Here is a 24745-nt window from a genome sequence, read left to right as displayed (position 1 = left end):
GTAATGACGCAAATCGAAGCGCAGATTTACCACTTACCCACTTTGATAAAATGGTTTCCTAAAATCTCTTGTCAAATTGACTGAACTTTTGGATCATTTTTTCGTGGGAATATTTTAATTCAATGTGACCGTTTTCGGGATGCTATGGGATATGTGTTTCGTCAACCTTCCTAACCGCCTTTGCTGTTGCTAAATTTATCAAATAAAATAGCAATTTATGAAAAATATGTTGATAAAAATATTCTGTTAGTGAAAATAAGCGTCTCAAAATGAAGTCTCAATACTACTCGGTTAAGGCTAAAAAACAAAAATGTGTAGGTTGGTTTGAGTGACAAAACCCAGCACTTAAAATCATGACTTCCCTCATAAACATAACCAATTAATTCTGTTAATTTCATGCTCAACGAAAAAGATATTCCCACGCCACTTGTGGAAAAAAAACAGCGAAAAAAAGTAGAAATAGTTGAGGAACTTAATAATCGTCGTTTTTCAATTGCTTATGTGATATGGCGATTTGTAGTTTATTTTTTAGGTATATCATTCCGCCGATTTATCAAAAAGCCGGATATGCAAAAAACGGCCAACGGGTTGCGAGAAATATTTGAAGAGTTAGGTGGTCTATGGGTTAAAACAGGCCAGTTACTAGCATTACGAACAGACCTGTTTCCTGAAGAAGTATGTGATCAATTACTACGCTTGCAATATGGCGCTATTGGATTTCCAATGGAGATAGTACGATCAACTATTGAGTCAGAATTAGGTGTTCCCATGGATAAAATCTTTGCAGCTTTTGATGAGGAACCCATAGCAGCCGCCTCTATTGCTCAAATTCACAGCGCAGTTTTGTCTAAAAACAAAACCACTGTAGTGGTAAAAGTTCAACGTCCCGGCTTAGAGTCAGCTTTCCAGCGGGATTTAGAAGTTATTAAACTTTTCACCAATTTGTTAAAATCATTCAATATTGGCACTTATCTGCGTTTGGATGACGCTGTATTAGAAGTGGAGAGAATTTTCAATGAGGAGCTAGATTACCGCTATGAGGCATCCAATATGCGTCGGATGAAAAAGACTCTCAAAAAACATGGCGTTTACACTCCCTCCGTATATAGAAAATATTCCAAACGTCGGGTTTTGGTGATGGAGTATATTCCCGGTGTATTGATGTCTGACTACATCAAGGTTTTAAATAACGATCCTGCCAAAGTTAAGAAATGGGATGAGGAAAATAATGTAGACCGTGAAAAAGTGGGAGAAAAATTATCTTTGTCCTTATTTCGACAAATATATGAAGATAATTTATATCATGCAGATCTACATCCTGGTAACATATTTTTGTTGCGTGATAGCAAGTTTGTTTTGATTGACTTAGGAAGTGTTGGCTCCCTAGACAAAGATTTGAAGACTAATTACTCAAACTATACTGCGGCCATGGGAAAAGAGGATTTTCCGAAAGCAGCCGACTATCTGATCCGCTTTGCTGTAGGTATTCCTAGAGCCGATATACCTAGATTACGTGCAGAAATGGCACGTGCAGTTGGCAATTGGTCGGCTAAATCTCGGCTCGATGGGTTATCATTTAAGGAAAAATCTATAGGTGGAGCTAGTGCTGAACTGAGCAAGATAACTGCTAAATATGAAGTGCCAAGCAACTGGTCATTTTTGAAGGTAACTAGATCTCTCCTGACATTGGATGGTTCGCTCCAGTACCTCACGCCAAATATGAATTCTATAGAACTGATTAACAAATATAGCAAACAGGCGGCGCGTCGTGCTTTAGCTCAGAATCTTAATTCTAAGAGTATTATGGCATCGATAACCGGATTTTTGGAAACTGTGGATGAATATAATACTTTGATTCTTCCCAAAATACGGGAACAAACTATACCTTATGATGGCAGTCTTAACAAGTTTGCTATTTCTCTTGCCTTCGTTTTACGTATGTTATCCTATGCAACACTGATTGGTGGAGTTGTCTTAGCTTATGCTTTCCTGTTTCAGCATCATTTTGCCATCATTAAACTTATTCATAATCAGCTGTTTGATGAAATTGCCAAACAGATTCCGCCAATACTATACATGGAATGGATTTTGATCTTTATAGGAATAACAATGATTTTCCGCACCTTATCAACTTGTTCAGTTATTTTAGAGCAAAAGGAATATGAAGGAAAAGGCATTTTCTAAAATCCAACGGTTGACTAAAATGTATTCAAGATATTAATCTTTAAGTTTTCATGATTAGGAATTATTCTTGAATCATCAGAAGATGGTTGGGAACGAAGCCGAATTAAATAGAATCCATCTTTTTCTACCACAGGAGTTGTGTGTTTTTCTTCCTTGATCTGATACCAAATAACTGGAAGACTAGAACGATTATATATTGTTAAATAGATATCATAGTTATTCAGTAATAACGGATTTATTTGGAAGTTTAAAGAGCAACCCTGATAAATCACTCCATAGAAAAACTCGTTATTTGTATCTCCAACAGGTAAATATTCTTGCTGAACCCATTTTTGTGATATCCATTTTTGGCAAATGAGTAGAGTGAATATGTAATAATTAAGGCAGCGGTAAAAAATATTATCTCGTGCTGTTAAATTCTTGAGGTAACCGTTGATATCATCATTGTTAATTGATTGAGTATTAATAATTTGATTTCCATCTACATTGATAGCTGGTAAATCAACCTGATCAGACCAACGATAGTATCTGATTCCTAAAGTATATTTTCCAGGATTAAGCTTTAATTGATGCCATTGTTCCTGAAAACTTGAACCATCAGATGCTATATGTGTAATAGCTTTTGCACTAGGGAAACTATAAACACCGATAGTCCATGATTGGGCTGAATCTAGACAAGTTTTTACATCTATAGCTAAGGATTCTTTGACATCAAATGGTCCAGCACCAGCGGCAATTACATGGGGATTCCAACGGGGACCAGTAACTAGAATAGATGGTAATATTAAAGGCTTTCTTAGTAGTTCATCAGAGTATAATAGCCATTTAAAAACTGTTTTTTTGTTAAAATTAGCATTGATATTTACAAGAGTACGTATTAAAAACCTCACAGTTTTAAAGAATATCCAAGATAAAAAAGCCAGTGGGATTTCCCACAAAAGTTCTATATCTAAAAGGTTTTTGCTATTTCTCATTTATTAATTACCTTCTGGTTTAAGTAGGTTGGCGTTAAAAATTGTCGTTGGGGCAAGGGAACAGGGAACAGGAAGAGAGTTTTGGGCGATTTTACTTTTCTTCACATACCTTTAAATTTTTCTGTTCACCTACTTAATCATAGCCACAATAATTACGTTCAATCATTAATGCTAAAGCAGAAGCAGCTTCGATGTGGAGATTGTGTCCTCCAGAAACAAAAACTCGTTTTGCTTGAGCCATAGCTATTTGCTGTTGTTGCAAATCTTCTGGACGATTTAGTTGACTCCTATCTCCATAGACTAATGTGGTGGGAATTTGAATATGTTTGAGCATTTCTAGATATTGGGATCGACCTCCATTAAAGCTATTGAAATTTAGAGTAGAACGAGTCCTAAGAATCGGGTCCCAACTCCAGATTAACCCACCTTCAGAGGGTTTTGTTGTCCTTTGAGCGAGGATATAGGAAAATTCTTGTGACAAAGCAGGTGTAGCTTGACGCAATCTCCTAGCAGCAGTTTCTACATCTGGGAATATGGGATGTTGAGGACAAGAAGCAAAATATTCTAAAAAAGTCGTTAGCTGATTAATTGGTTCTTGTTTGTTCTCGTCAGTAGGTAAGGGAGGTTCAACTAACATCAAGGCTTTCACTTTCTCAGGTCGTACAGTAGCAATCATGGCCGCTAACATTGCTCCCATAGAATGACCTACAAGAAACAAAGGTTGGTCTGGTAATTCCTGAATCACTCGATCTATTTGAGCCAAAAATGTTAAAGCATTATAAGCAGTTACCATTTCTAAATGAGTTGAACGTCCATGACCAAATAGATCGGGAGCTACTACCCGAAAACCTTTTTCCACCAGAGGTTGTGCTACTTCTTGCCAAGCCAATCCTTGTTCCAAAATTCCATGAATACAAAGAACTATAGGATTATTTTGTGAACCCCAACTACATACACAAATTTGATTTCCTTTGAACTCCAAGAACTCTTCATCCATAGACTGCTCTTTGTTGGATGCAGTTAAAGAAACTTGTCCTTGTGACTGTTCCTTGCTGGCAATATTTGAGATAGCGTCCATTGGGTTAGGTAATTCATAATTGAATTGATTGACAAGCTGTCGTGTTTTTTCCCCTAACCGATGAGGTAATTCAATAGTTTTCCACTTGTCTCCTAAACTCGCATCTACAAAATTGTGTTTGAGAAAGTTGGGATCGCTGATTGACAAAGAACTTTCATGAATACCCTCAGTCATGCGATCGCCCTCATAAGGTTGCAAAATTGCCGGATCAAAATCAATATTCAAAAAATCGCAAAGTTGTGATCCTATCTTAGACGGTTCTTTTACCAAGTCTTCATAAAGAATCTGATGACAACGCTCTGGTTCTATCTGTGTTAAAAAATCCAGTATATTCTGATTACTATTTGTCCATACTTGCTCTGCAACTTGGTAAGGATTTTCATCACCTAACCCTGCCATTTTTTGCATCCGCATCCGCACAAAAGACTCAATAACTGAATAAGGATGGCGAACTATGTGAATGTATTTGGAGTTAGCAAATATAGCTTCTCCTCGTTCTAAAATGGCACGATTTACAGCATAAGCAGGAGATTTATCTACTAGCAAAAGGGGAGCTATATTTTCCTGAAGCTGTTGATATACTTGCTGAATAGACAAATTCTGCAACTCCATATCTTTAACTACAGCCTGACTAGCTGTTGCATCTAGATTGAGAATTTCCATTAAAGCTTTCTGTAACCCTTCACCCAAGTGCGAAACATTAAGTTGTTCCCCCCTCTCTCTCATATTATTAAAAGCTAAAAGATGCAACTCTGGTGGTGAGAATAAAGCAGGATGACCAGCCAGCATTACCCTTAGCAAAGTAGAACCAGACCGAGGACTGGAAAGAATAAAAATAATCCCAGGAAGACGTTCTGAACTTGAAGTTAAAGGAGAAGAATTGAAGATTGATTTTGTCTCAAACAATTCTAAAGTTGTTGAAGATGCTGGATTCGAGTTCAGGGTAATGGCTTTGTTTCCCAGTTCAGCACTTAAATACTCAGTTAGAGAATCAATTCTAGGTCGTTCATAAAATTCTCTGGGGTAAATTATAAAGTCTAAATCGCGACTAAGTTGATTGACAACTTCCATAGTCATCAGAGAATCCATACCCAGTTCTATGAGATTAGCATCAGTAGGAATTTCTGATAATTGGATTCTTAAAGTCTTTGCTACTAGAGATTGCAGATAAATCTTTAAAATCTCTTGATGTTCAGTTTCTGGTGCTGCTTTTAATTTCTCTAAAATTGCTTTTTCATTCTGCCGTTTTAATGCAGGTTGCTGTTGTAATTTTTCCGGCTCTAACAGTTCCAAAAGCAATGAATTTGAATTTTCTAAATTCCATTGTTCTGCCAAAACTGACCAATCTGCGGGTATTATCCCCACCTGTGATTGAGATTGGTTGAGTAAAAGTTGCTCTAATACTTGTAGTCCTTGTACTGGAGAAATAGCACCTATCCCAGATGCTTTCATCCGGTTTTGATACTGACTAGCTACACGAGTAGCCATTCCACTTTGGGACCATGCTCCCCAGTTAATACTTAATCCAGGTAATCCCATCTGGCGACGATAATGAGCCAACCCATCCATAAACGCATTAGCAGCAGCATAGTTTCCTTGGCCTGGTGAACCCAATAAGGAAGCCGTTGAGGAGAAGCAAACAAAGAAATCTAAAAAGAGATGTTGCGTGAATTGATGCAAATACCAAGCACCGTTTACCTTGGGTCTCATGACCTGAGTAAAACGTTCCCAACTCTGATGCTGCATCATCCCATCATCCAAAACTCCAGCTGCATGAATCACGCCCAGCAATGGCGGTAGGGATGTCTCAACCTGCTCTATAATTTTCAAAACCTCTTGTTTGTTAGAGATATCTGCACACAAAATATGAATGTTAGCTCCTGCTTGTTCTAAACGTTCAATTTTTGTCCGCACTTGCTCAGAAGGTTGGTGACGACTGATTAAAACTAAATGTTTAGCTCCTTTGGATACCATCCACTCTGCTGTATGTAATCCTAAAGCTCCCAAACCTCCAGTAATCAGATAAGTTGCATCAGAACGCAATGACAAAGGTTCAAACTCTTGCAGAGATTGTTTGACTAAACGAGCTACATAAGGTTGGCGATCGCGCACAGCTAGATGATCTTCTTTGTGATAATCTGCTAAAAGTTGCAGTAACATTTCTGCTTCATCTTCTGAACTTTGTGGATCTAAATCTATCAAACCGCCCCACATTTGCGGGTGTTCAAAAGAGATAACTCGACCTAACCCCCACAAAGATGATTGAGTAATTGCTATTTGGTTTGTGTTTGATAAAACTGGCTGAGATCCTCTAGTAATTAGCCACAATTTGGGTAAAGTAGTCTTGGGGTTTTTAACTAGAGCCTGTAACAAATGCAGTACACTCCCACACCCCCAAAGTTGCGCTGAGTCTAAGGCAGAAATCGTTAAATCTTGTTTACAAGTAGCGTCTAAACTCCACAGATGAATTACCCTTTGTACAGGTAATATACTTGTTTCTATAATTTCTTGATAAAGTTGTGCAAATTCCTGGGGATGCTCAGGATTAATATGATAAATGCCTCTCTCATGACTGTAATAAGTATCGCCTCGATAAACTAAACTACATTCATGTCCTTGTTGTTGCAATTGACTTTTTAGAGCTTCTCCTAACCCCGTCGAGTCAGCAAAAATCAACCAGTGACTGAGTTGAAAATTCGGCTTTTGCTGGCTAATATTTAAAGGTTTCCACTGGACTTTATAGAGCCAATCTTTAATAGTTGCTGTTACTAATTGTTGCTGATGTTTTTCAGTTAATACTGCTAATAAATCGGGTAATAATTTTAGTTGTTCTGGTGAAAAATTACCAACTTTTTCTAGTTGTTGCCCTAACTCTGCGGTAGATCCTTGGCTGAGGAGGTTAAGAATAGGAGTATTTTCTGACTTGATCGCCACAGATGGGAGTTTTTGCAGACTTTGGATGGTTTCTCTCGGATAAAGTTGCCTCTGGAATGGATAGGTTGGCAACATTACCTGAGAATGAGCATAATCACGGTCAAACCCATCCCAATCTACCTTAACTCCCCGCACATACAACTCTGCCAAACTAGAAAGCATTTGTTCCCAGTCTGATTTTTGATAACGCAAAGAAGGCAGCCATATCGCTTGAATTTCTGGCAGACATTGACGACCCATTCCCAAAAGTATGGGCTTAGGTCCTATTTCCAAGAAAATTCTATACCCTTGCCGATGTAGCGTCTCCATACCCTGAGCAAACCTGACAGGTTGTCTAATATGACGCACCCAGTATTGATGTGTAGCAATGCTTTCATCATATCGTTTGCCAGTTACATTAGATATTAGCGGAATTTGAGGCTGATGGTAAGTGACTTGTTGAGCTACCTTTTCAAATTCCCCTAGCATTGCATCCATCAGTGGTGAGTGGAAAGCGTGGGATACTTGTAAGGGTTTGACCTTGACTCCTTGGGATTCTAATTTACTACAAATTGTCCCAATTGCTTGACTGTCACCGGAAATTACGATACTTTCAGTACCATTAACAGCAGCAATTGCCACTTGTGAAGTATAATGTGCGATCTCTTCTCTGACCTGAGATTCCGATGCTAGAACCGACACCATTGCCCCACCTGCGGGTAACTGTTGCATTAACCGTCCCCTAGTGGCAATCAGCTTGAGACCATCTTCGAGACTAAAAACTCCGGCTATAGTTGCAGCGACATATTCCCCCACACTGTGACCCATCACCACATTTGGCTCGATTCCCCAGGATTTCCACAACTGCACTAAGGCATATTCTAGAGCAAACAAAGCCGGTTGAGTGTATGCAGTTTCATTGAGAAGATGAGATTTTTCTCCTCCTTCTGTAGAGGGATAAAGCACCTCTAGTAGAGGGATTTTTAAGTAAGGTTGGAGAATGCGATCGCATTGCGTTAAAGCTTCACGAAAAATCGGTTGAGTCTGGTATAATTCCCATCCCATTCTTACATACTGAGAGCCTTGACCTGTAAACAAGAAAGCTATTTTTGATTGACTACTGGTACTGTGGAGTTGACCAGAGAACGTCAGATCCCCGACTTCTTGAAGAAGTCGGGGATCTTGTAACCGCCCCAATTTTTCCTGCAATTCTGCTCCCGAAGTAGCCAGCACCGCCAGACGATACTGAAAATGAGAGCGTCCCGTATTAGCCGTATAACAAATATCGGCCAGACTTTGTGCTGGATGAATCTGCAAATGATGCTGATAAGAACTGGCTAAATCTTCCAGAGCCTGTTGAGTTTTCGCTGATAGCGTTAGTAAATGGACAGGACGTTCTTGTGACTGTTTATTTTTAACCTGTTTTGGAGCTTCTTCCAAAATTAGATGAACGTTGCTACCACTCATCCCAAAGGAACTCACTCCTGCGATGCGGGGCTTTTTTTCCCTAATCCAAGGCCTTCCTGAAGTGGGAATAACCACAGGAATTTTATGCCAAGGTATGTAAGGATTAGGCTCAGTAAAATGCAAATGAGGTGGTATTTCCTGATGGTAAAGTGCCAGCACAACTTTCATTAAAGATGAAACGCCAGCCGCCGCCTCCAGGTGTCCGAAGTTGGTCTTGACCGAACCAACTACCAACGGTTCATTGTCAGGACGATTTTTACCATAAACTGCTGCTAAGGATTCTAGCTCAATCGGGTCGCCAAGGGTAGTACCTGTGCCGTGGGCTTCCACATAGCTGACTTGATGCGGCTCTACTTTGGCATTTTGTAGTGCTTCCTGGATGACTTGCTTTTGAGCTTTCTTGTTAGGCACAGTTAAACCACCACTAGGTCCATCGTGGTTGGTAGCCGAACCGCGAATGACTGCTAAAACTGAATTACCATCAGCTATGGCATCAGAAAGACGTTTGAGAACAACCATGCCACATCCTTCTCCCTGACCATAACCATCTGCGGAAGCAGCGAAGGTTTTACAACGACCATCAGCAGCCAGAGCTTTCATTTTACAGCGAGCTATAGTATTCCCTGGGGACAGAATCAAATTGACTCCGCCTACAAGAGCGAGATTGCATTCTTTTAAACGCAAACTTTGGCAAGCCAGATGCACAGCTACTAGAGAGGAGGAACAGGCAGTATCTAACTGAATATTTGGTCCTTGCAAACCCAGCAGATGGGAAATACGACCCACGGCAACGCTACGGGCAGCACCTATACCAGTGTAGCCATCAACCTCTTGATTTTGACTCGATGGGGTCAAGAATTTGATAACGCCGTTAACTGTTTGGTTAGCAACATGATCGTCTGTGCAAATGCCCACATATACACCTGTTCGGCTGTTTCTCAGCTTATTTGCTGCCAGCCCGGCGTTTTCTAGAGCTTCCCAGGTCACTTCTAACAGCAGCCTTTGTTGAGGGTCTAAACTGGCTGCTTCCCGAGGCGACATCCCAAAAAACTGGGGATCAAACTGGTCAACTTTTTGAATAAAACTACCATGTCGGGTGTATGCCTTGGCAGGAGCTTCGGGATCTGGGTCGTAGAATGCCTCAACATCCCAGCGATCTGATGGTATTTCGCTAACAGCATCTACACCGTCATGCAATAAACGCCACAGTGAAGCGGGGTCGTTAGCGTTACCAGGAAATCGACAACCCATGCCAATAATTGCAATTGGTTCTGTTTTTTCCCGATCAACTGCTTCTAGTTTATTGTGAACTTGCTCTAGAAGCTCAAACAACTGCTGGGATGAAAGAGGTTGATTCACGTTATACCTCCTTGTTAAGTAGGTTTTGGATCTGTTTGAGTTTTTCAGTAATCGCGTCTGTTGCTGGTTCTGGGGAAGTTGCTTGTTTGTCTCCAGAAACAACTGCTGGTGGTTGTTGCTTACCATTGTTGGCAATTTCAACCGTCGCTGCTAGTTTTTCTGCCAAAACCTCTGTGACTAGATACTCAGCCAAGGATTCAATATTCGAGTATTCAAACAAAATTGTTGAAGAAACCGCACAACCCAAACTGCTTTGTAGCAAATTTCTTAACTCTAAAGCCAGCAAAGAATCCATCCCCATATCAAAAAATCCTAGCTGTGGGTCTAGCAGTTGAGTGTCAGGGAATCCTAGTAACTTACCGACGACACCCTGGAGGTAATTGGTCATTATTTGGGAGCGATCGCTCGTTTTAGCTGCCTTTAGTTCTGCCAAAAACTCGTTAGTCTGAGTTTCTTGGACTACAGATTGGGAATCAATAAACGCCTCCAATACTGGCATCTTCATTCCTGCTGGCAATTGTGTGACAAATTGAGGCCAGTTAACAGGAAACACCCCTACTGAAGTTGCTGATTGACCCAACAACCGATCTAAAATTTCCAACCCCTGTTCTGGAGGAATGCTACCCATACCTAGAGAACGAATCCGGCTTTGGAACTGATCTGCTAACCGACTTGCCATACCTCCTGCTGCCCAAGCACCCCAGTTGACGCTTAATCCTGGTAAACCGAGCGATCGCCGATGCTGTGCCAAGCCATCCAGAAAAGCGTTAGCGGCTGCATAATTACCTTGACCAGTTGAACCTAACAAAGATGCTGCTGAGGAAAAACAAACAAAGAAGTCCAACGGTAACTCCTGTGTTAACTGGTGCAGATACCATCCCCCTTGAATTTTCGGAGCCATGACTTTTGTAAACCGTTCCCAGTTCATCTGCTGTAGAACCCCATCATCCAAGACTCCGGCGGCATGAATCACACCCCGCAATGGTGGTAAGGATGCCTTGATCTGTTCTACAATCCTGGCTGCATCTTGTTTAACAGCAATATCTCCCAACAACACTGAAACTTGAACTCCAGTTTGTTCTATTTGGGTGATGGTTTGTTGTGCTGTTTCTGAGGGTTTCCGCCGTCCAGTCAATACCAAATGTTTAGCACCCTTATCTGCCAGCCACTTAGCCAACTGTAATCCTAACGCCCCCAGTCCACCAGTAATTAGATAACTACCTTCAGGGATAATAGTAATTTCTGGCTGTTCTTCACTAATTGCCTGTTTTTGGCGTACCAGTCGCGCTACCCGACGTTCTCCTTGACGGTAAGCAATCTGATTTTCGTCTGCTTTTGAGCAGAGTTCTTGATGTAACTGTTGCACCAGTTCTTCTTCTGTGGTGTTCGCTTCCAAGTCAAGTAACCGACATTGCAGTTCTGGATGTTCGAGACTGACTACCCGACCTAATCCCCACACTGGTGTTTGTTGCACTTGCACTGCTTCCCAGTTTGTACCCACACTCATCGCCCCTTGGGTTACTACCCACAAAGGAGCTACCTGTTGCTGTTTAGTCTGTACCAAAGCTTGTACCAGATGTAACAAACTAGAACAACCAGATTCTATGGCTGTTTCTAACTGAATATCAGTTGTTGACACATTCCACAGATGGACAATTCCCTGAAGTTGTGAGTTTTGAGCAGTGATTTCACCTAACAGACGTTTAAATTCTTCGGGAGCAGTGGGATTAAGTTGATAGTGTTTTTCATCTATCTTTTGATAACTTAAACCAGGCGATACAAAAATACATCCTGTACCCAATTTTTGCACTAATCCTTGTGACAAAGTCCCAGGTTCTCTAAATACTAACCAGTTTCCTGTTGTTTGTGGCGAAGAAGTTGAGGGTTTTTGGGCTTGCCATTCTAGTTCATAAAGCCAACGCTGTGGTGTTACCTCTGAATAAGATGATAGTTGAGCCAGTATTTGTTGATTCCATTCAGCTATTTTTTCTTTGGATAACTGTTGTTGCTTTTGAGCCGTTAGCAATACATAGCTGGCTATTCCTTTGCTGAGAACTTTACCTAATTGATAGTAGGATTTGAAACCAGACCTGACGTTATCATCACGATTTCTTTGATACAACTGCTCCAAACGTTCCTCAAAGTCTGCATCGTACAAAAAGTTAGATATTTCTGGACTGACATCAATGGCTGCTACTAACTGGAGTTGATGTTCAGATAGTAACTCTACCCATTCTGATTTAGTAATAAAGTAGGAAGATGTTTCTTGGTGATCAATTGACAATTCGCTGTTAGAGATGAAATCTGCTAACACTAAATATCCTTCTTGATTCAAATGATTGCCGATATTAGCAAATAAGGCTTTTTTATCGAGAATGTGGTGGGCAACTTCAAACCCAAATACTAAATCATAGTTGTCGGGAAACTCATCTTTGGCACTATCTCGATTAAAGATTTTTACCCGTTCTTGGAGTTGATTTTCATCTGCTTTTGTGCTACCAAGTTTGGCTTGTTCACTGGAAATTGTGTAGCCATTCAATTGCAGATGTTCATGATTTTTGGCTAACTGAATTAAATCGGAAGCGTATCCACAGCCAAAGTCTAAAACTTTTTGACAAGCGGAAAAATCAACTTGAGCAAATAATAATTTTCTCAACTCTCTTTGAGAATCAACAATCATCTGACGTGATTTTTCTTGATTCGGTTCGGTGAGACATTTAATCCAAGAAAAATCAGGTACTTTTTCCGGGAATAACCCAAAGGTTAAGAATGCGGAGTCTGATTTTGCATCTGCCTGATTTCCTGCTTGTTCTTGACCCAAAATGGCGACAGCATTGTAATATTCGTGAACTACACCACCTTTGAATTCCAGATAATTTTGCTGTCTTTTTACCAGAAGTCCCAGTAATTTTGGCAGTAATTCTCGCTCTTGTGCGGTCAATTCCCCAGCTAATTCTAATTCCTGAGCTAACCCGTCCGTTGCACCTTGGTTGAGCAATTGTACAATTGGCGTGGAAACAGTTTGATCATTGTTTTGTTCCACTTCCTGCCAATAGCGTTGCCTTTGAAATGGATAGCTTGGTAATGCGACTTTGCGACGGGGATAATCATGGTCAAATCCTGACCAATCTACAGCTACTCCTTTTGTATATAGTTGCCCTAAACTGGAGAGAATTTGTTGCCAATCTGCTTGCGGTGGACGTAATGAAGGCAACCAAGTACCTACTTCTTCTGGTAAACATTGACGACCCATTCCCAGGAGTATGGGCTTAGGTCCGATTTCCAAGAAGAGTTTATATCCTTCCCGATGCAAAGTTTGCATACTCTGGGCAAAATGCACAGGTTGTCGGACATGGTTTACCCAATATTCTGGGGTGGTTATGGCTTCTGTGGCCTGTTTTCCAGTGACATTGGAAATTATGGGGATTTGCGGCTGATTATAGGTAATTTCTTGGGCTACGGCTGCAAACTCCCCTAACATTGGTTCCATGAGTGGGGAGTGGAAAGCGTGAGACACTTGTAGGGGTTTGGTCTTGATTCCTATATCTGCGAAATTCTGACAAATTGCTGCTATTGCTTCACCAACACCGGAAATAACAATACTGTCGGGACCATTGATGGCTGCAATAGCTACCTTGTCTGCATAAGTGGCAATTGCGTCCTTTACCTGCGACTCTGATGCCAACACTGATACCATCTCGCCACCGCTAGGTAACTGCTGCATTAACCTTCCCCTAGCTGCAATCAGTTTTAGTCCATCCTCTAGACTGAATACGCTGGCGATAGTTGCTGCTACATATTCGCCCACGCTATGACCCATAACTACATCTGGTTTGATCCCCCAAGATTGCCACAATTTAGCCAAAGCATACTCTATGGCAAAAAGCGCAGGTTGAGTGTATGCAGTTTGATCTAAAAGTGCGGATTTTTCTACCAGTGCTGTTGGCTGTGGATAAAGCACAGATAACAATGGTTTCTCTAGGTAGGGGCGCAGAATTTGGTCGCATTCCTCCAAAACTTGCCTAAAAGTGGGTTGAGTTTGGTATAGTTCCCAACCCATATTTACATACTGGCTACCCTGACCTGTAAACAGAAAAGCTACTTTAGGTGAACTTGTGCTAGTTGAGATTTGACCAGAAAATAGTCCGGCAACTTCTTTACCTGCTGTCAGATTGCTGAGTTTTGTAGCTAGTTCAGCTTTATCCTGGGTAATGATTGCCAGGCGATGATTAAAATGCGATCGCCCTGTATTTGCGGTATAACAAATATCCTTTAGTTCTAATTCTGGATGATTTTCCAGATGATGGGAATAATTACGAACTAACTCTTCCAAAGCCTTGGGAGTTTTTGCGGAGAGAGATAATATATCTAATTTACGTTCTAAAGATTCTTCAGGTGGAACTTGTGCTGGTGCTTCTTCCAAAATTATATGCACGTTTGTCCCACTAATTCCGAAGGCACTGATACCTGCAATTCTGGACTGATTACCGACATTCCAAGGAATTGCTGAAGTAGGAATTACCAAAGGAAGTTGATGCCAAGGAATATGGGGATTGGGTTTGTTTAAGTGCAAATGAGGTGGTATTTCTTGATTTTGAAGGGATAAAACCACCTTAATCAACCCGGAAATCCCTGCTGCTGCTTCCAAATGCCCAAAATTGGTTTTTACTGAACCAACGACCAAAGGTTGATTTATGGGGCGATTTTTGCCATAAACTGCGGCTAAAGATTCTAATTCAATGGGGTCTCCCAGGGATGTTCCTGTGCCGTGAGCTTCCACATAACTGACTTGATGCGGCTCTACTCTTGCATTTTGGAGGGCTTGCTGAATTACTTCTTTCTGCGCCATTTTGTTGGGAACTGTCAGACCGCTGCTAGGTCCATCATGGTTGACAGCCGAACCTCGAATCACCGCTAAAACGTTATCACCATCAGCTATAGCATCAGAAAGACGTTTCAGGACTACCATTCCACATCCTTCTCCCTGTCCATAACCATCTGCCGCAACATCAAATGTTTTGCAGCGACCATCAGGAGCTAAGGCTTTCAATTGGCAACGACCAATAGTGCTGATAGGCCAGAGAATCAAATTGACTCCACCGGCAAGGGCAAGATTAGATTCTTTGGAACGCAAACTCTGGCAAGCTAGATGTATTGTTAGTAATGAAGAAGAACAGGCAGTATCTAACTGAATATTCGGACCTTGTAAGCCAAGGAAGTGAGAAATACGACCTACAGCCATACTGCGGGCATTACCTGTCCCAGCATGAGTTTCAGATAAGTGGGGTTTATCAATATTTCTATACCGTTCGCCATAGTCATCTGTGCAAATACCTACATATACACCTGTTTGGCTATTTCTCAGTTTTGTTGGTGTTTGTCCGGCGTTTTCTAAGGCTTCCCAAGTAACTTCTAAAAGCAGTCTTTGTTGAGGGTCTAAACTCACTGCTTCTCTGGGAGAAATACCAAAAAATACAGGATCGAACTGATCCACTTTTTCGATAAAACCACCTTGTTTGGTGTATGTTTTCCCTGGTGTATCGGGTTTGGGATCATAGTAAGCATCAACATCCCATCGACCAGGTGGAACTTCTGTTACACCATCAATACCTTCATGCAATAAACGCCAGAATGAGGAAGAATCATTAGCATTACCGGGAAATCTGCAACCTAATCCAATAATGGCAATAGGTTCAGTTTTTTCTTTGTTGACTGCTTCCAGTCTATTTCGCATTTCTTTGATAGTTTGAAGCACTTGTTGAGAGGAAACAAGTTGTTGTTCTGTCTCTGAATTATTAGTCATTTTATATTTCCTGGTAAAGTAAAAGTTGAATTTCTTTCAGTTCATCTTGAAGAGCAGTCGCAATTAGTTGCTCTTGCATGGCACTTGCGATCGCCTCCTCATCTAATGCTTTGAGTTCCCTATCAACAACAGTTTGTTGATTCTCATTGCTATCAATTTCCAATTTCTGCTCTAATTCCCCTCCGAAAATCTTGGTTATTAAATACTTGCCCAGCTTTTGAATATTAAAATGCTCAGACAATGTAGTCACTGCAATAGAACAATTGAAACTTGTTTCTAACAGATTCCTAAATTCAATCATGATTGCATAGTTCATGCCCATATCAAAGAATCCTAACTGTGAATCTGGGCTTTGGGAATCATCAAATCCTAACAATTGACTAACCACACCTTGCAGGTAATGTATCATTAACTGCTGGCGTTCTCTCTGGGGTGTTTTCTCAAGTTGTTGTAAAATTCCCCCGACTTGTTCTGAAACTTGACTATATTCTTGAAACCGAGCCGTTAAAATCTTCAAGATTTTAGGTAGCAATTTTTGCTCTTGCTCTGTCAGTTGTTCCTGGACATTCAACTCATCTGCTAGTTGCTCCGTATTAATTTTTTTCAGGAATTCAGCAATTGTATTTAGGTCATTTTCCAGAATATCTTGTTGATGTCCATTTTCTTGATTTCTTTTTTCAGAAGTTTCCGGCCAATAGCGTTGTCTTTGAAATGGATAAGTAGGCAGTGCTAATTTGCGACGGGGATAATTTTTATCAAACTCTAACCAATCCACCTTTACTCCTTGCACATATAATTGCCCTAAACTAGAGAGCATCTGTTGCCAATCTTCTTGATCAGGATTCAATGAAGGCAAATATAATCCCACATCCTTTTTGATGAGTATTGGCTTCGGACTAATTTCCAAAAACAGTTTATATTCTGACTGATGCAGAGTTTGTATACTCTGAGCAAAATGTATAGGTTGTTTGATGTCAATCCAATATTCAGGAGTGGCGATTTCTGATGTGGCTTTTTCTCCAGTTAAATGGGAGATTATCGGGATCTGAGGCTGGCTGTAATTAACTTCCTTAGCTACCGCTGCCAATTCTCCTGGTCTAGATTCTACGAGTCTTGTCCTAGTCGTAATCAGTTTTATTGCATCCTCTAAGCTGAATACTCCAGCAACAGTTGCCACTACATATTCACCCACACCATCACCCATCACCACATCTGGTTGGATACCCCAAGATTGCCATAATTTAGCCAAAGCGTATTCTATAGCAAAAAGCGCAGGTTGACTGTAGGCTTTTTGGTCTAGAAGTGAGGAATTTTCTGCCATTGCTGTTGACTGTGGATAAAGCACAGATAACAAAGACTGATCTAAGTATGAGCGTAGAATTTGGTCGCATTGCTCCAAAACTTGCCTAAAAGTAGGTTGAGTTTGGTATAGTTGCCAACCCATATTTACATACTCAGAACCTTCTCCTGTAAACAGAAAAGCTACTTTCGGACTTTCGCCTCTAGCTTGTCCTCTCATCAGTTGAGTTGTCTGATTAACCTTGATAAAAGCTGACAGTTGTTGCTGTAATTCAACATTAGATTCACCTATTACAGCTAATCTTTGTTGAAAATGGTTACGTCCCGTATTAGCTGTGAAGCAAATATTTGCTGTTGATACTTCTTGATGTGACTGCAAATATCCTTGATATTTTTTGACCAGTTCCCTCAAAGCTTGCTCATTCTTGGCAGCAAGAGTTAAAATGTGCAAAGGACGATCAACTCCTACCCGCTGAATTTCTAATTGTGGTGCCTCTTCTAGAACAACATGAACATTCACACCCCCGGCACCAAAGGAACTTACACCTGCTCGCCGAGGTACGACTTCCCCCGCTTCTGTCTTTAACTGCTGCCATTCTTGAGTTTCAGCGACTATATAAAAGGGGCTATTCTCTAATTCAATGCGTGGATTTAATTGCTGAAAATTGAGAATTTTAGGGAGTTTTTTCTGCTTCATTGCCAACAGGACTTTAATCACCCCAGCAATTCCTGCTGCTCCTTCCAAATGTCCAATATTGGTTTTAACTGTCCCTATTCCACAATAAGGTTTTGCAGATCCAGGCAGCTTATACTGTTGATACAGTTGTCTAAACGCTCGTTTCAAGGCATTAATTTCAATTGGGTCTCCCAAAGGAGTTCCAGTGCCATGAGCTTCAATATAGGAAACTGTATTAGGAGCGATATTAGCTTTGGTATAGGCAGTACGCAGCACTTGAGCTTGGGCATAAATATTCGGAGAAGTCAGCGTCCGTGATTTTCCGCCATGATTGATAGCACTTCCTTTAATCACACCATAGATATGATCTTGATCTTCAATAGCTTTTGCCAGAGGTTTTAATAAAATTATCCCTGCTCCTTCCCCCCTCACATAGCCATCCGCATGACTATCAAAACTGTGACACTGTCCTGTGGGGGACAACATCCCTAATTGACTCATCTGGATGTAGATTGTTGGTATATTTAAAACACTAATTCCACCCACCAGTGCTATTTCACATTCCTTTTCTTTCAGAGCATTAATAGCCAGATGGATTGCTACTAGTGAACTTGAGCAAGCTGTGTCTACAGGAATACTTGGACCGCGAAAATCAAAGAAGTGAGAAATGCGGTTAGGAATCATGCAAGTCCAAGTTCCTGTACCAATATGTCCTTCTATGTTTTCTTGATCTTGATTAAAATTAAGAATTGAATCATAATTACAAGCTCCAATAAAAACCCCAACTGGGCTTCCCGATAGTTGAGATGGTGAATATCCAGCGTCTTCCAAACAAGACCAACTTAATTCCAACATCAATCTCTGCTGCGGGTCGAGCATTTTAGCTTCACGAGGGGAGATGCCAAAAAATTGGGTATCAAATTGGTCTGAAGCTTCAATAAATCCAGACCACTTACTAATAGTTTTATTTCGCTCTTGAGGATTGGGAGAATAATACTTTTGAACATCCCACCTCTGGGGAGGAATCTCGGTAATGCTATTGACTCCTGCTTCCAGGTTGAGCCAAAATTCCTCGTAATTATTAGCTCCAGGAAAGCGACAACCAATACCTATAATAGCGATAGCTTCACTCTTATATTGCTCTATTTCTTCAGTTTGGTTGCTTGCTTGCTTTTGGAATTCAACTTCCTCGTGGTTGGAAGAAAAATTCTCTTGATCTTTTTGGGAATTTTGATTCATCTCAAACCCTTACTCTGAGTGCAGAAACTTTTTAATACCATATCCCTTTTCTGTCACTTTCCCTGACTAAATAAAGTGACCTAACCCTGTTCACAAAATAGTTTTATTCCCAATTAATGATTGTAGGACTTACGCACTGTACAAATTCACCATGATGTGAATGAACGAAAATCCGTCGTTTCAGGCTTTTGGCGATTAACTTACGATCAATAGCGATCGCTCAAAAATAATCAAAAAATCACGTTAAAATGCCCGAAACCCATACCTCATATTTGGTTGTTCCTGTCAATGCGTAAGTCCTAGATTGTATACATCACATTAGAAAATAAAACCATAAACCCATTCCCAGTGAGAGGTTTAAAATTGCATTCGATTGTTGTTCTCGGAAAGTGACAACAGCAGGATAACATCAAATATCACTTCTCACTGAGGATAGGATAACTCCACACGGCTTTAATTACAGCCTGGCGTTACTAGTCAAAAAGTCTTCTTCTCCTAGATTTTTTGGGACGGATAATTACAATCACTGGCTGTACATAATTATCTATTTCCCTTACTTCCTTTAGAGCCGAAATTGTTTGTGCTACTTTTCTAAAAAGCCTACCTCTGCCTTGTGTAAAATCGCGGTTATCATCCTTTTTCTGTTTGCCGAATTCAAGAATAATAGTGTTGGCTTTTTTACGTCTACTTTTTTGACTCTTGATTCCTTTATCCTTCTTGTCCTTCTTATCCTGCTTATCCTTCTTGTCCTTCTTGTCCTTCTTATCCTTCTTGTCCTTCTTATCCTTCTTGTCCTTCTTGTCCTTCTTGTCCTTCTTATCCTTCTGCTTAGATTTCCCAGCTTCTAGTGCGATTAACTCCAGTATTTCCCACTCATTAATTCCTAGCCCGTTAGCAAGAATTATGCCACCGCCACCTTGTTGAATAGAGATGTATTTACCGTGACAACCCTTGATTGCTACCTTGTTATCTCCCAATTCAACCAATTCCAGCATTTCCCATTCTTGAATGTAATCAACCCAGGTAAAGTTACCATCTGGATGTATGCTGAGGTACTGTTCTTGAAGGGGAGCTTTCAAGGCAAATTTGCCATTTTCCAGGTTAATTAATTGGAATACCTCACAGTCGCTAATTTGAGAACTATTCGCTAACAGTGAACCACCGCCACCATTTTCTGCTACTAAATATTGTCCGTTAGGAACTTTAAAGGCTACCAGATGGAATGTATAGCTTGTAGGTGGTGTCAGTTCTTCATCATCAGTCAGTTCTTCATCATCAGTCAGTTCTTCATCATCAGTCGATTCTTCATCATCATCAGTCAGTTCTTCATCATCAGTCAATTCTTCATCATCAGTTAATTCTTCATCATCAGTCAATTCTTCATCATCAGTCAATTCTTCATCATCAGTTAATTCTTCATCATCAGTTAATTCTTCATCATCAGTCGGTTCTACTTCAGTTGGTTCTACTTCAGTCGCTTCTATTTCAGGATGTTGCTGACTTCCGTTCTTAAATAGCAACCGCAAATAATCAATCCAATGGAAACCATCACCCCCATCGGTGGTTATTGTCAACGTATGTTCACCCTGATCAAGCGCACCTAAAGGGATTTGGTTTTGTTTGAGTATCCCTTCACCGGCTCCTACAATATTGGTCAGGTTATTTCCATCCAGAGATAGGGTATCTGTTTCTGAGCCAAAGAAATCGTAGCCGAGTATCAGTTCCCCATCGTCATAATTACGCTCTAGCATGAAGCGAATATTTAGCTTATCGGTTGCAGCAAGCGATTTCCCGTTGAGCTTAGGTTTCCTCTTTAACCCTGGTTTTACTAACAAGAAGGGCATAGTAGAGTTATTTACCGAGTCTCCATCTGAGCCGACGACATAGTTAACTTCCTTTTTCCATCCACCTGGTTGTGAAGACTCCTTAGCAATTTTACCAGGGTAGCCGATTTGCCAGAGTATTTGTGTGTCATCGTCTTCAGGGATGACTTGAGTTGTTTGCTCTTGTGAAGGAAATGATACTAAATTTCCCTTGACTTTTAATGAATAAATGCGATTAGTTGAATTAGAAAATGCTGTCGGGGCAGCGCCTGATGCTGTATACAAAACTGTCCCACTGAAGTTGCCCAGAGACGAAGGACTATTAGCAGCTAGAAAGAAACTCACAGAACCTGCTTGTGGATGGTATAAACCAACAAAGTCACCGTTGTTAACTTTAAGCGGTGTAGGAAGTGAAAAATGGTTTAATCCCACAACAGGGGTTTGAAGCTCACTTTTCCCCACAACTGACCAAACATTTGCCTCTTTTCTGTAAATAATTAGTTGCACAGGTAAGGTCTTTTCTGAACAAATTTCCCACTCAGTTAATTCGCCATCGCCATTGACAGCATTGTTAGTATCTACTAAGTAAAAATTGGTGGCTCCATCCGAGATTCCATATTTAGTGAGAGTATTACCACCTGTAATTAAATTGATCTCAATTCCATCAGATATTGCTGATTCAATTGGTAGTTCTTCTTGCTGCCAAATCGCGCCCTTAATTATACCGTTATTGCCGTTACCAGTTTTATCATCACTATCTCCATTTAAAGGATAATAACCCACTAATCCTGCTTCATCTCCCGTCAAACGGAAGTTCATATTTTGCTTAATTTCTTCTGGAGTGCGGGCAGCATTCCAAATTCGTAATTCCGTCAGAGAGCCTTTCCAATAGTGACCTCCATTGACGTAAGAAGCAATCACAAATTTTTGAATTCCGCTTAATTTTTTGGTATTTCCATCGCCTTGATGCCAGATTTCTCCATTGCGATAAACGTACATTTTTCCGGTGGTAGCATCTTTGACAAATGCCCAATGTGTCCACACATTGTATTCTTCTAGTTTCACTCCTTTGTCGATGCGATCATACCCATTCTCGTTACCAGCATCCCAAAAAATGCGTGAATCTGCGATATGCTGCCAAGGGAAATGAACATTTAAAACGCGATTATTTTGGGAATTATGAGCCTCAATTACACTGGTTTGTTGACTAAGACTATTTTCTCCTTTAGCCCAAAATTCGATGGTGATTGCCTTCTCAATTGTGTGAAATCCTTTAGGAAGGGTAAGATTATCATCTATGCCGTCAAACATTAACACGGATTGAATATTTTTGGCTACAGGTTGGGAAACCTTTGCAGGTTCTAATTTGAAAGGGAGTTCCTCTTGTTGCCAAATCGCGCCATTAATCGTGCCGTTGTTGCCGTTACCTTTCTGGTCATTCACTAGATTTCCAGAACCTTCATTTAATGGCAAATAAGCAACTAAACCCTCTTCTTTTCCAGTCAGACGCTGATTCATTTTTGCTTGAATTTCTGCCCCTGTCAGGGCTTTATTCCACACACTAACTTCCGCAATTTGACCAGAAAAGAAATATTGTGGTTTTGCTTCGGTAAAACCAGCACCAATTCGCAGAGGCGATTGGGTATTTAATGTGTAACCCACATTTTTGCTACCAACTTCTGTGCCATTGATATAAAGTTTTAGTTGCTTACCATCAAAGGTACTTGCTACATGAGTCCAAACATTGAGAACGACAGGAATATCATTATTATTCACAACTTCCCAAGCTTTGCCGCTACCTACCCAAGTTTGCCATTTATTATTATCTCCTGCGTAGATAATATAACCTTTAAAGTGATCACGGCTGGTAATCACAGAACGAAAGCTTCCTTGTCCTCCGGCAACTTTTACCCAAGCCGAAACAGTAAATAAACCGGGATTAAGGGACTGGCTATAAGGAATTTCTACATAATCATCTTTACCATCAAATTGTAAGATTGATGCTGTGTTAGAAGTAATTGCTGGTTCTGATGTTAAAGGCAATTCTTCTTGCTTCCAAATAGCACCATTAATTGTACCATTGTTGCCTTTACCGATCTTGTCGGCAACTGTAATCCCAGCACAATCATTTAAAGGCCAGTAACCCACTAAACCAGATTCATTCCCTACCAGACGACTGCTCATGCGCTTTTGAATTTCTTCTTGGCTACGGGCAATATTCCACACTCTTACGTCCGCCATTTGACCTTCAAAGTAACCATCATTTGACCAGTTACTCTTCGCTATAAAGTTCAGCGTCCGGTTGACGTTATCTGGAAGATGGAATGGTTTACTTTGGATTAATTGACCATCTTTATAAAGTTTAGCTAGACCAGATTTGTCAATGGTTGCAACCAAGTGCATCCACTTACCAATTTCCAGGGCATTCACCGCTTCAATGGAATATGTCCCTGCACTAGAATACAGATGGAATCCCAGAGCGTTAGATGTTCCCACATGACCCAAAACAATGCTATTTTGTCCTGCTCCATTGCCGAAGTCAATAATTCTTGACCACGATTGTTGAAAGCTGCTGTACCGCGCCCAGGCTTCAACGGTGAATCCCTGAGAATAATCGGTGTTTGCTGCGGGTAAGGCTACATAATCGTCTTTACCGTCAAATGATAGTACGCATTGTAGTTTATTTGTCTTTTTGCTACCCGCAAACGTAGCAATTAACCCTTGTCCATTTGTATGGGTAAGAACAACCTGATTGGCTGAAGAAGCTGGTTCTAAATCAACAATGGAGTTACCATTATTCAGATAAATCGCTTTCACTCCCGCAAAAATTGGATGGGTATTATTAATGGTTTGATTCCCACTAATACCGTTATATTCGCCCAAAAATTTGAAACCAAAGACACCCAGAAAGGTATTCCAACGGTCGGCTTCCTGTTGAGGTCCACCAGCGCCTGTTCCTGCACCCAGATAAACGTTACCCCCAGCTTTGACATAATCAATTAATACCTGATTATCAGCCAAGTCTCCACAGAGAAAGATGCCATCAAACGTTAACAAAGTTGGCAGGTCAAATTTAATATTTTTACCAACAGTCCAAGTGTAACCAGCTTTAGCCATTGTCTGTGCTAACACAGATTCGGTTAAGCCAAGGTTAGTGGAGTAGGCATGGAATTTGCCTGTATTACGTCCCCCAGTAAACCATTTAGCAATGTTGCTGACAAAAATTGTCGTGTCTGGGGCTTGTTGAAAGCCATTATTACTTAAAGTCCATTCGTCACAGTTAACAACAATCTTGCCGACTTGAATATTTTCTGTGTTCAATAGGTCTAAAGAATTACTCATATTGCTACTATTGCTACGTTTTTAATGAGACAATTTACGATGCAAGTATAGTTCCAAAAAACATAGACAAATATCTCATGCCTTTTGTTGGCCGGGAATAACCCCGACGGGGTGAACTACAACGCCACGCCACTTGCTACAAGTCGGGAAACCCGCCCAAAGCAGTGGCTACCCTATCCCTAAACTAAAAGCTGTCGGTACTACTTTACGTAAAATACTTTTTTCCGACTTCTCGTTTTTCAGTTCTGATTTAATTAGCTACTCTTGAAAATGTTTTATTTCGTCTGATTTATAGGATTTCCTGTCACACAGGAGCTATGGTCAGGTTAATTCTGACTCTCCGCACTCTCAGATCAGGACTTTCACCACTTCTCAAGGATCTACGCTTCTTGAACTCCAGACTAAGTATATCACATTCACATCTTGCATCACATAACATAACATATAGGCAAAAATTAATGATATTTTTGTACCACAGATGTTAAGATTTGACTATATCTGACTAGGTTTTTGTTATTTAAATCTAATACTTCATTTTTTGACAATACCTTAAATAGTTTCATTTTGTGGTAAAAAAAAATAACCACA

6 protein-coding genes are annotated in these 24745 nt (G+C 40.5%); 1 reads left to right on the top strand and 5 read right to left on the bottom strand.

What is annotated here, in order from left to right:
* The first annotated feature begins 396 nt into the window (after nucleotides 1-396).
* On the top strand, nucleotides 397-2184 hold the full coding sequence (locus tag VB694_RS06365) for an ABC1 kinase family protein (protein ID WP_323359473.1): 1788 nt from the start codon (nucleotides 397-399) through the stop codon (nucleotides 2182-2184).
* 14 nt (nucleotides 2185-2198) lie between these two features.
* On the opposite strand, the gene VB694_RS06360 is transcribed toward VB694_RS06365, so the two are convergent.
* From VB694_RS06360 to VB694_RS06340, 5 genes are all read right to left on the bottom strand, one after another.
* Nucleotides 2199-3158, bottom strand: coding sequence for a DUF6208 family protein (locus tag VB694_RS06360; protein WP_323359472.1), 960 nt, complete (start codon nucleotides 3156-3158; stop codon nucleotides 2199-2201).
* Nucleotides 3159-3291: 133 nt separating this feature from the next.
* A complete protein-coding gene (locus VB694_RS06355; protein WP_323359471.1) occupies nucleotides 3292-9975 on the bottom strand; it encodes a type I polyketide synthase in 6684 nt (2227 codons plus the stop codon).
* A 1-nt stretch (nucleotide 9976) separates the two neighbouring features.
* A complete protein-coding gene (locus VB694_RS06350) occupies nucleotides 9977-15778 on the bottom strand; it encodes a type I polyketide synthase (RefSeq protein WP_323359470.1) in 5802 nt (1933 codons plus the stop codon).
* A gap of 1 nt (nucleotide 15779) precedes the next feature.
* Nucleotides 15780-18992, bottom strand: coding sequence for a type I polyketide synthase (locus VB694_RS06345; RefSeq protein ID WP_323359469.1), 3213 nt, complete (start codon nucleotides 18990-18992; stop codon nucleotides 15780-15782).
* Between the two features lie 473 nt (nucleotides 18993-19465).
* Nucleotides 19466-24157, bottom strand: coding sequence for a LamG-like jellyroll fold domain-containing protein (locus VB694_RS06340; protein WP_323359468.1), 4692 nt, complete (start codon nucleotides 24155-24157; stop codon nucleotides 19466-19468).
* Between the last annotated feature and the right edge of the window lie 588 nt (nucleotides 24158-24745).

It is taken from the genome of Anabaena sp. UHCC 0451 (assembly GCF_034931405.1).
In the GTDB taxonomy this organism is placed as follows: domain Bacteria; phylum Cyanobacteriota; class Cyanobacteriia; order Cyanobacteriales; family Nostocaceae; genus RDYJ01.
This window is presented reverse-complemented; position numbering and strand designations above follow the sequence as displayed.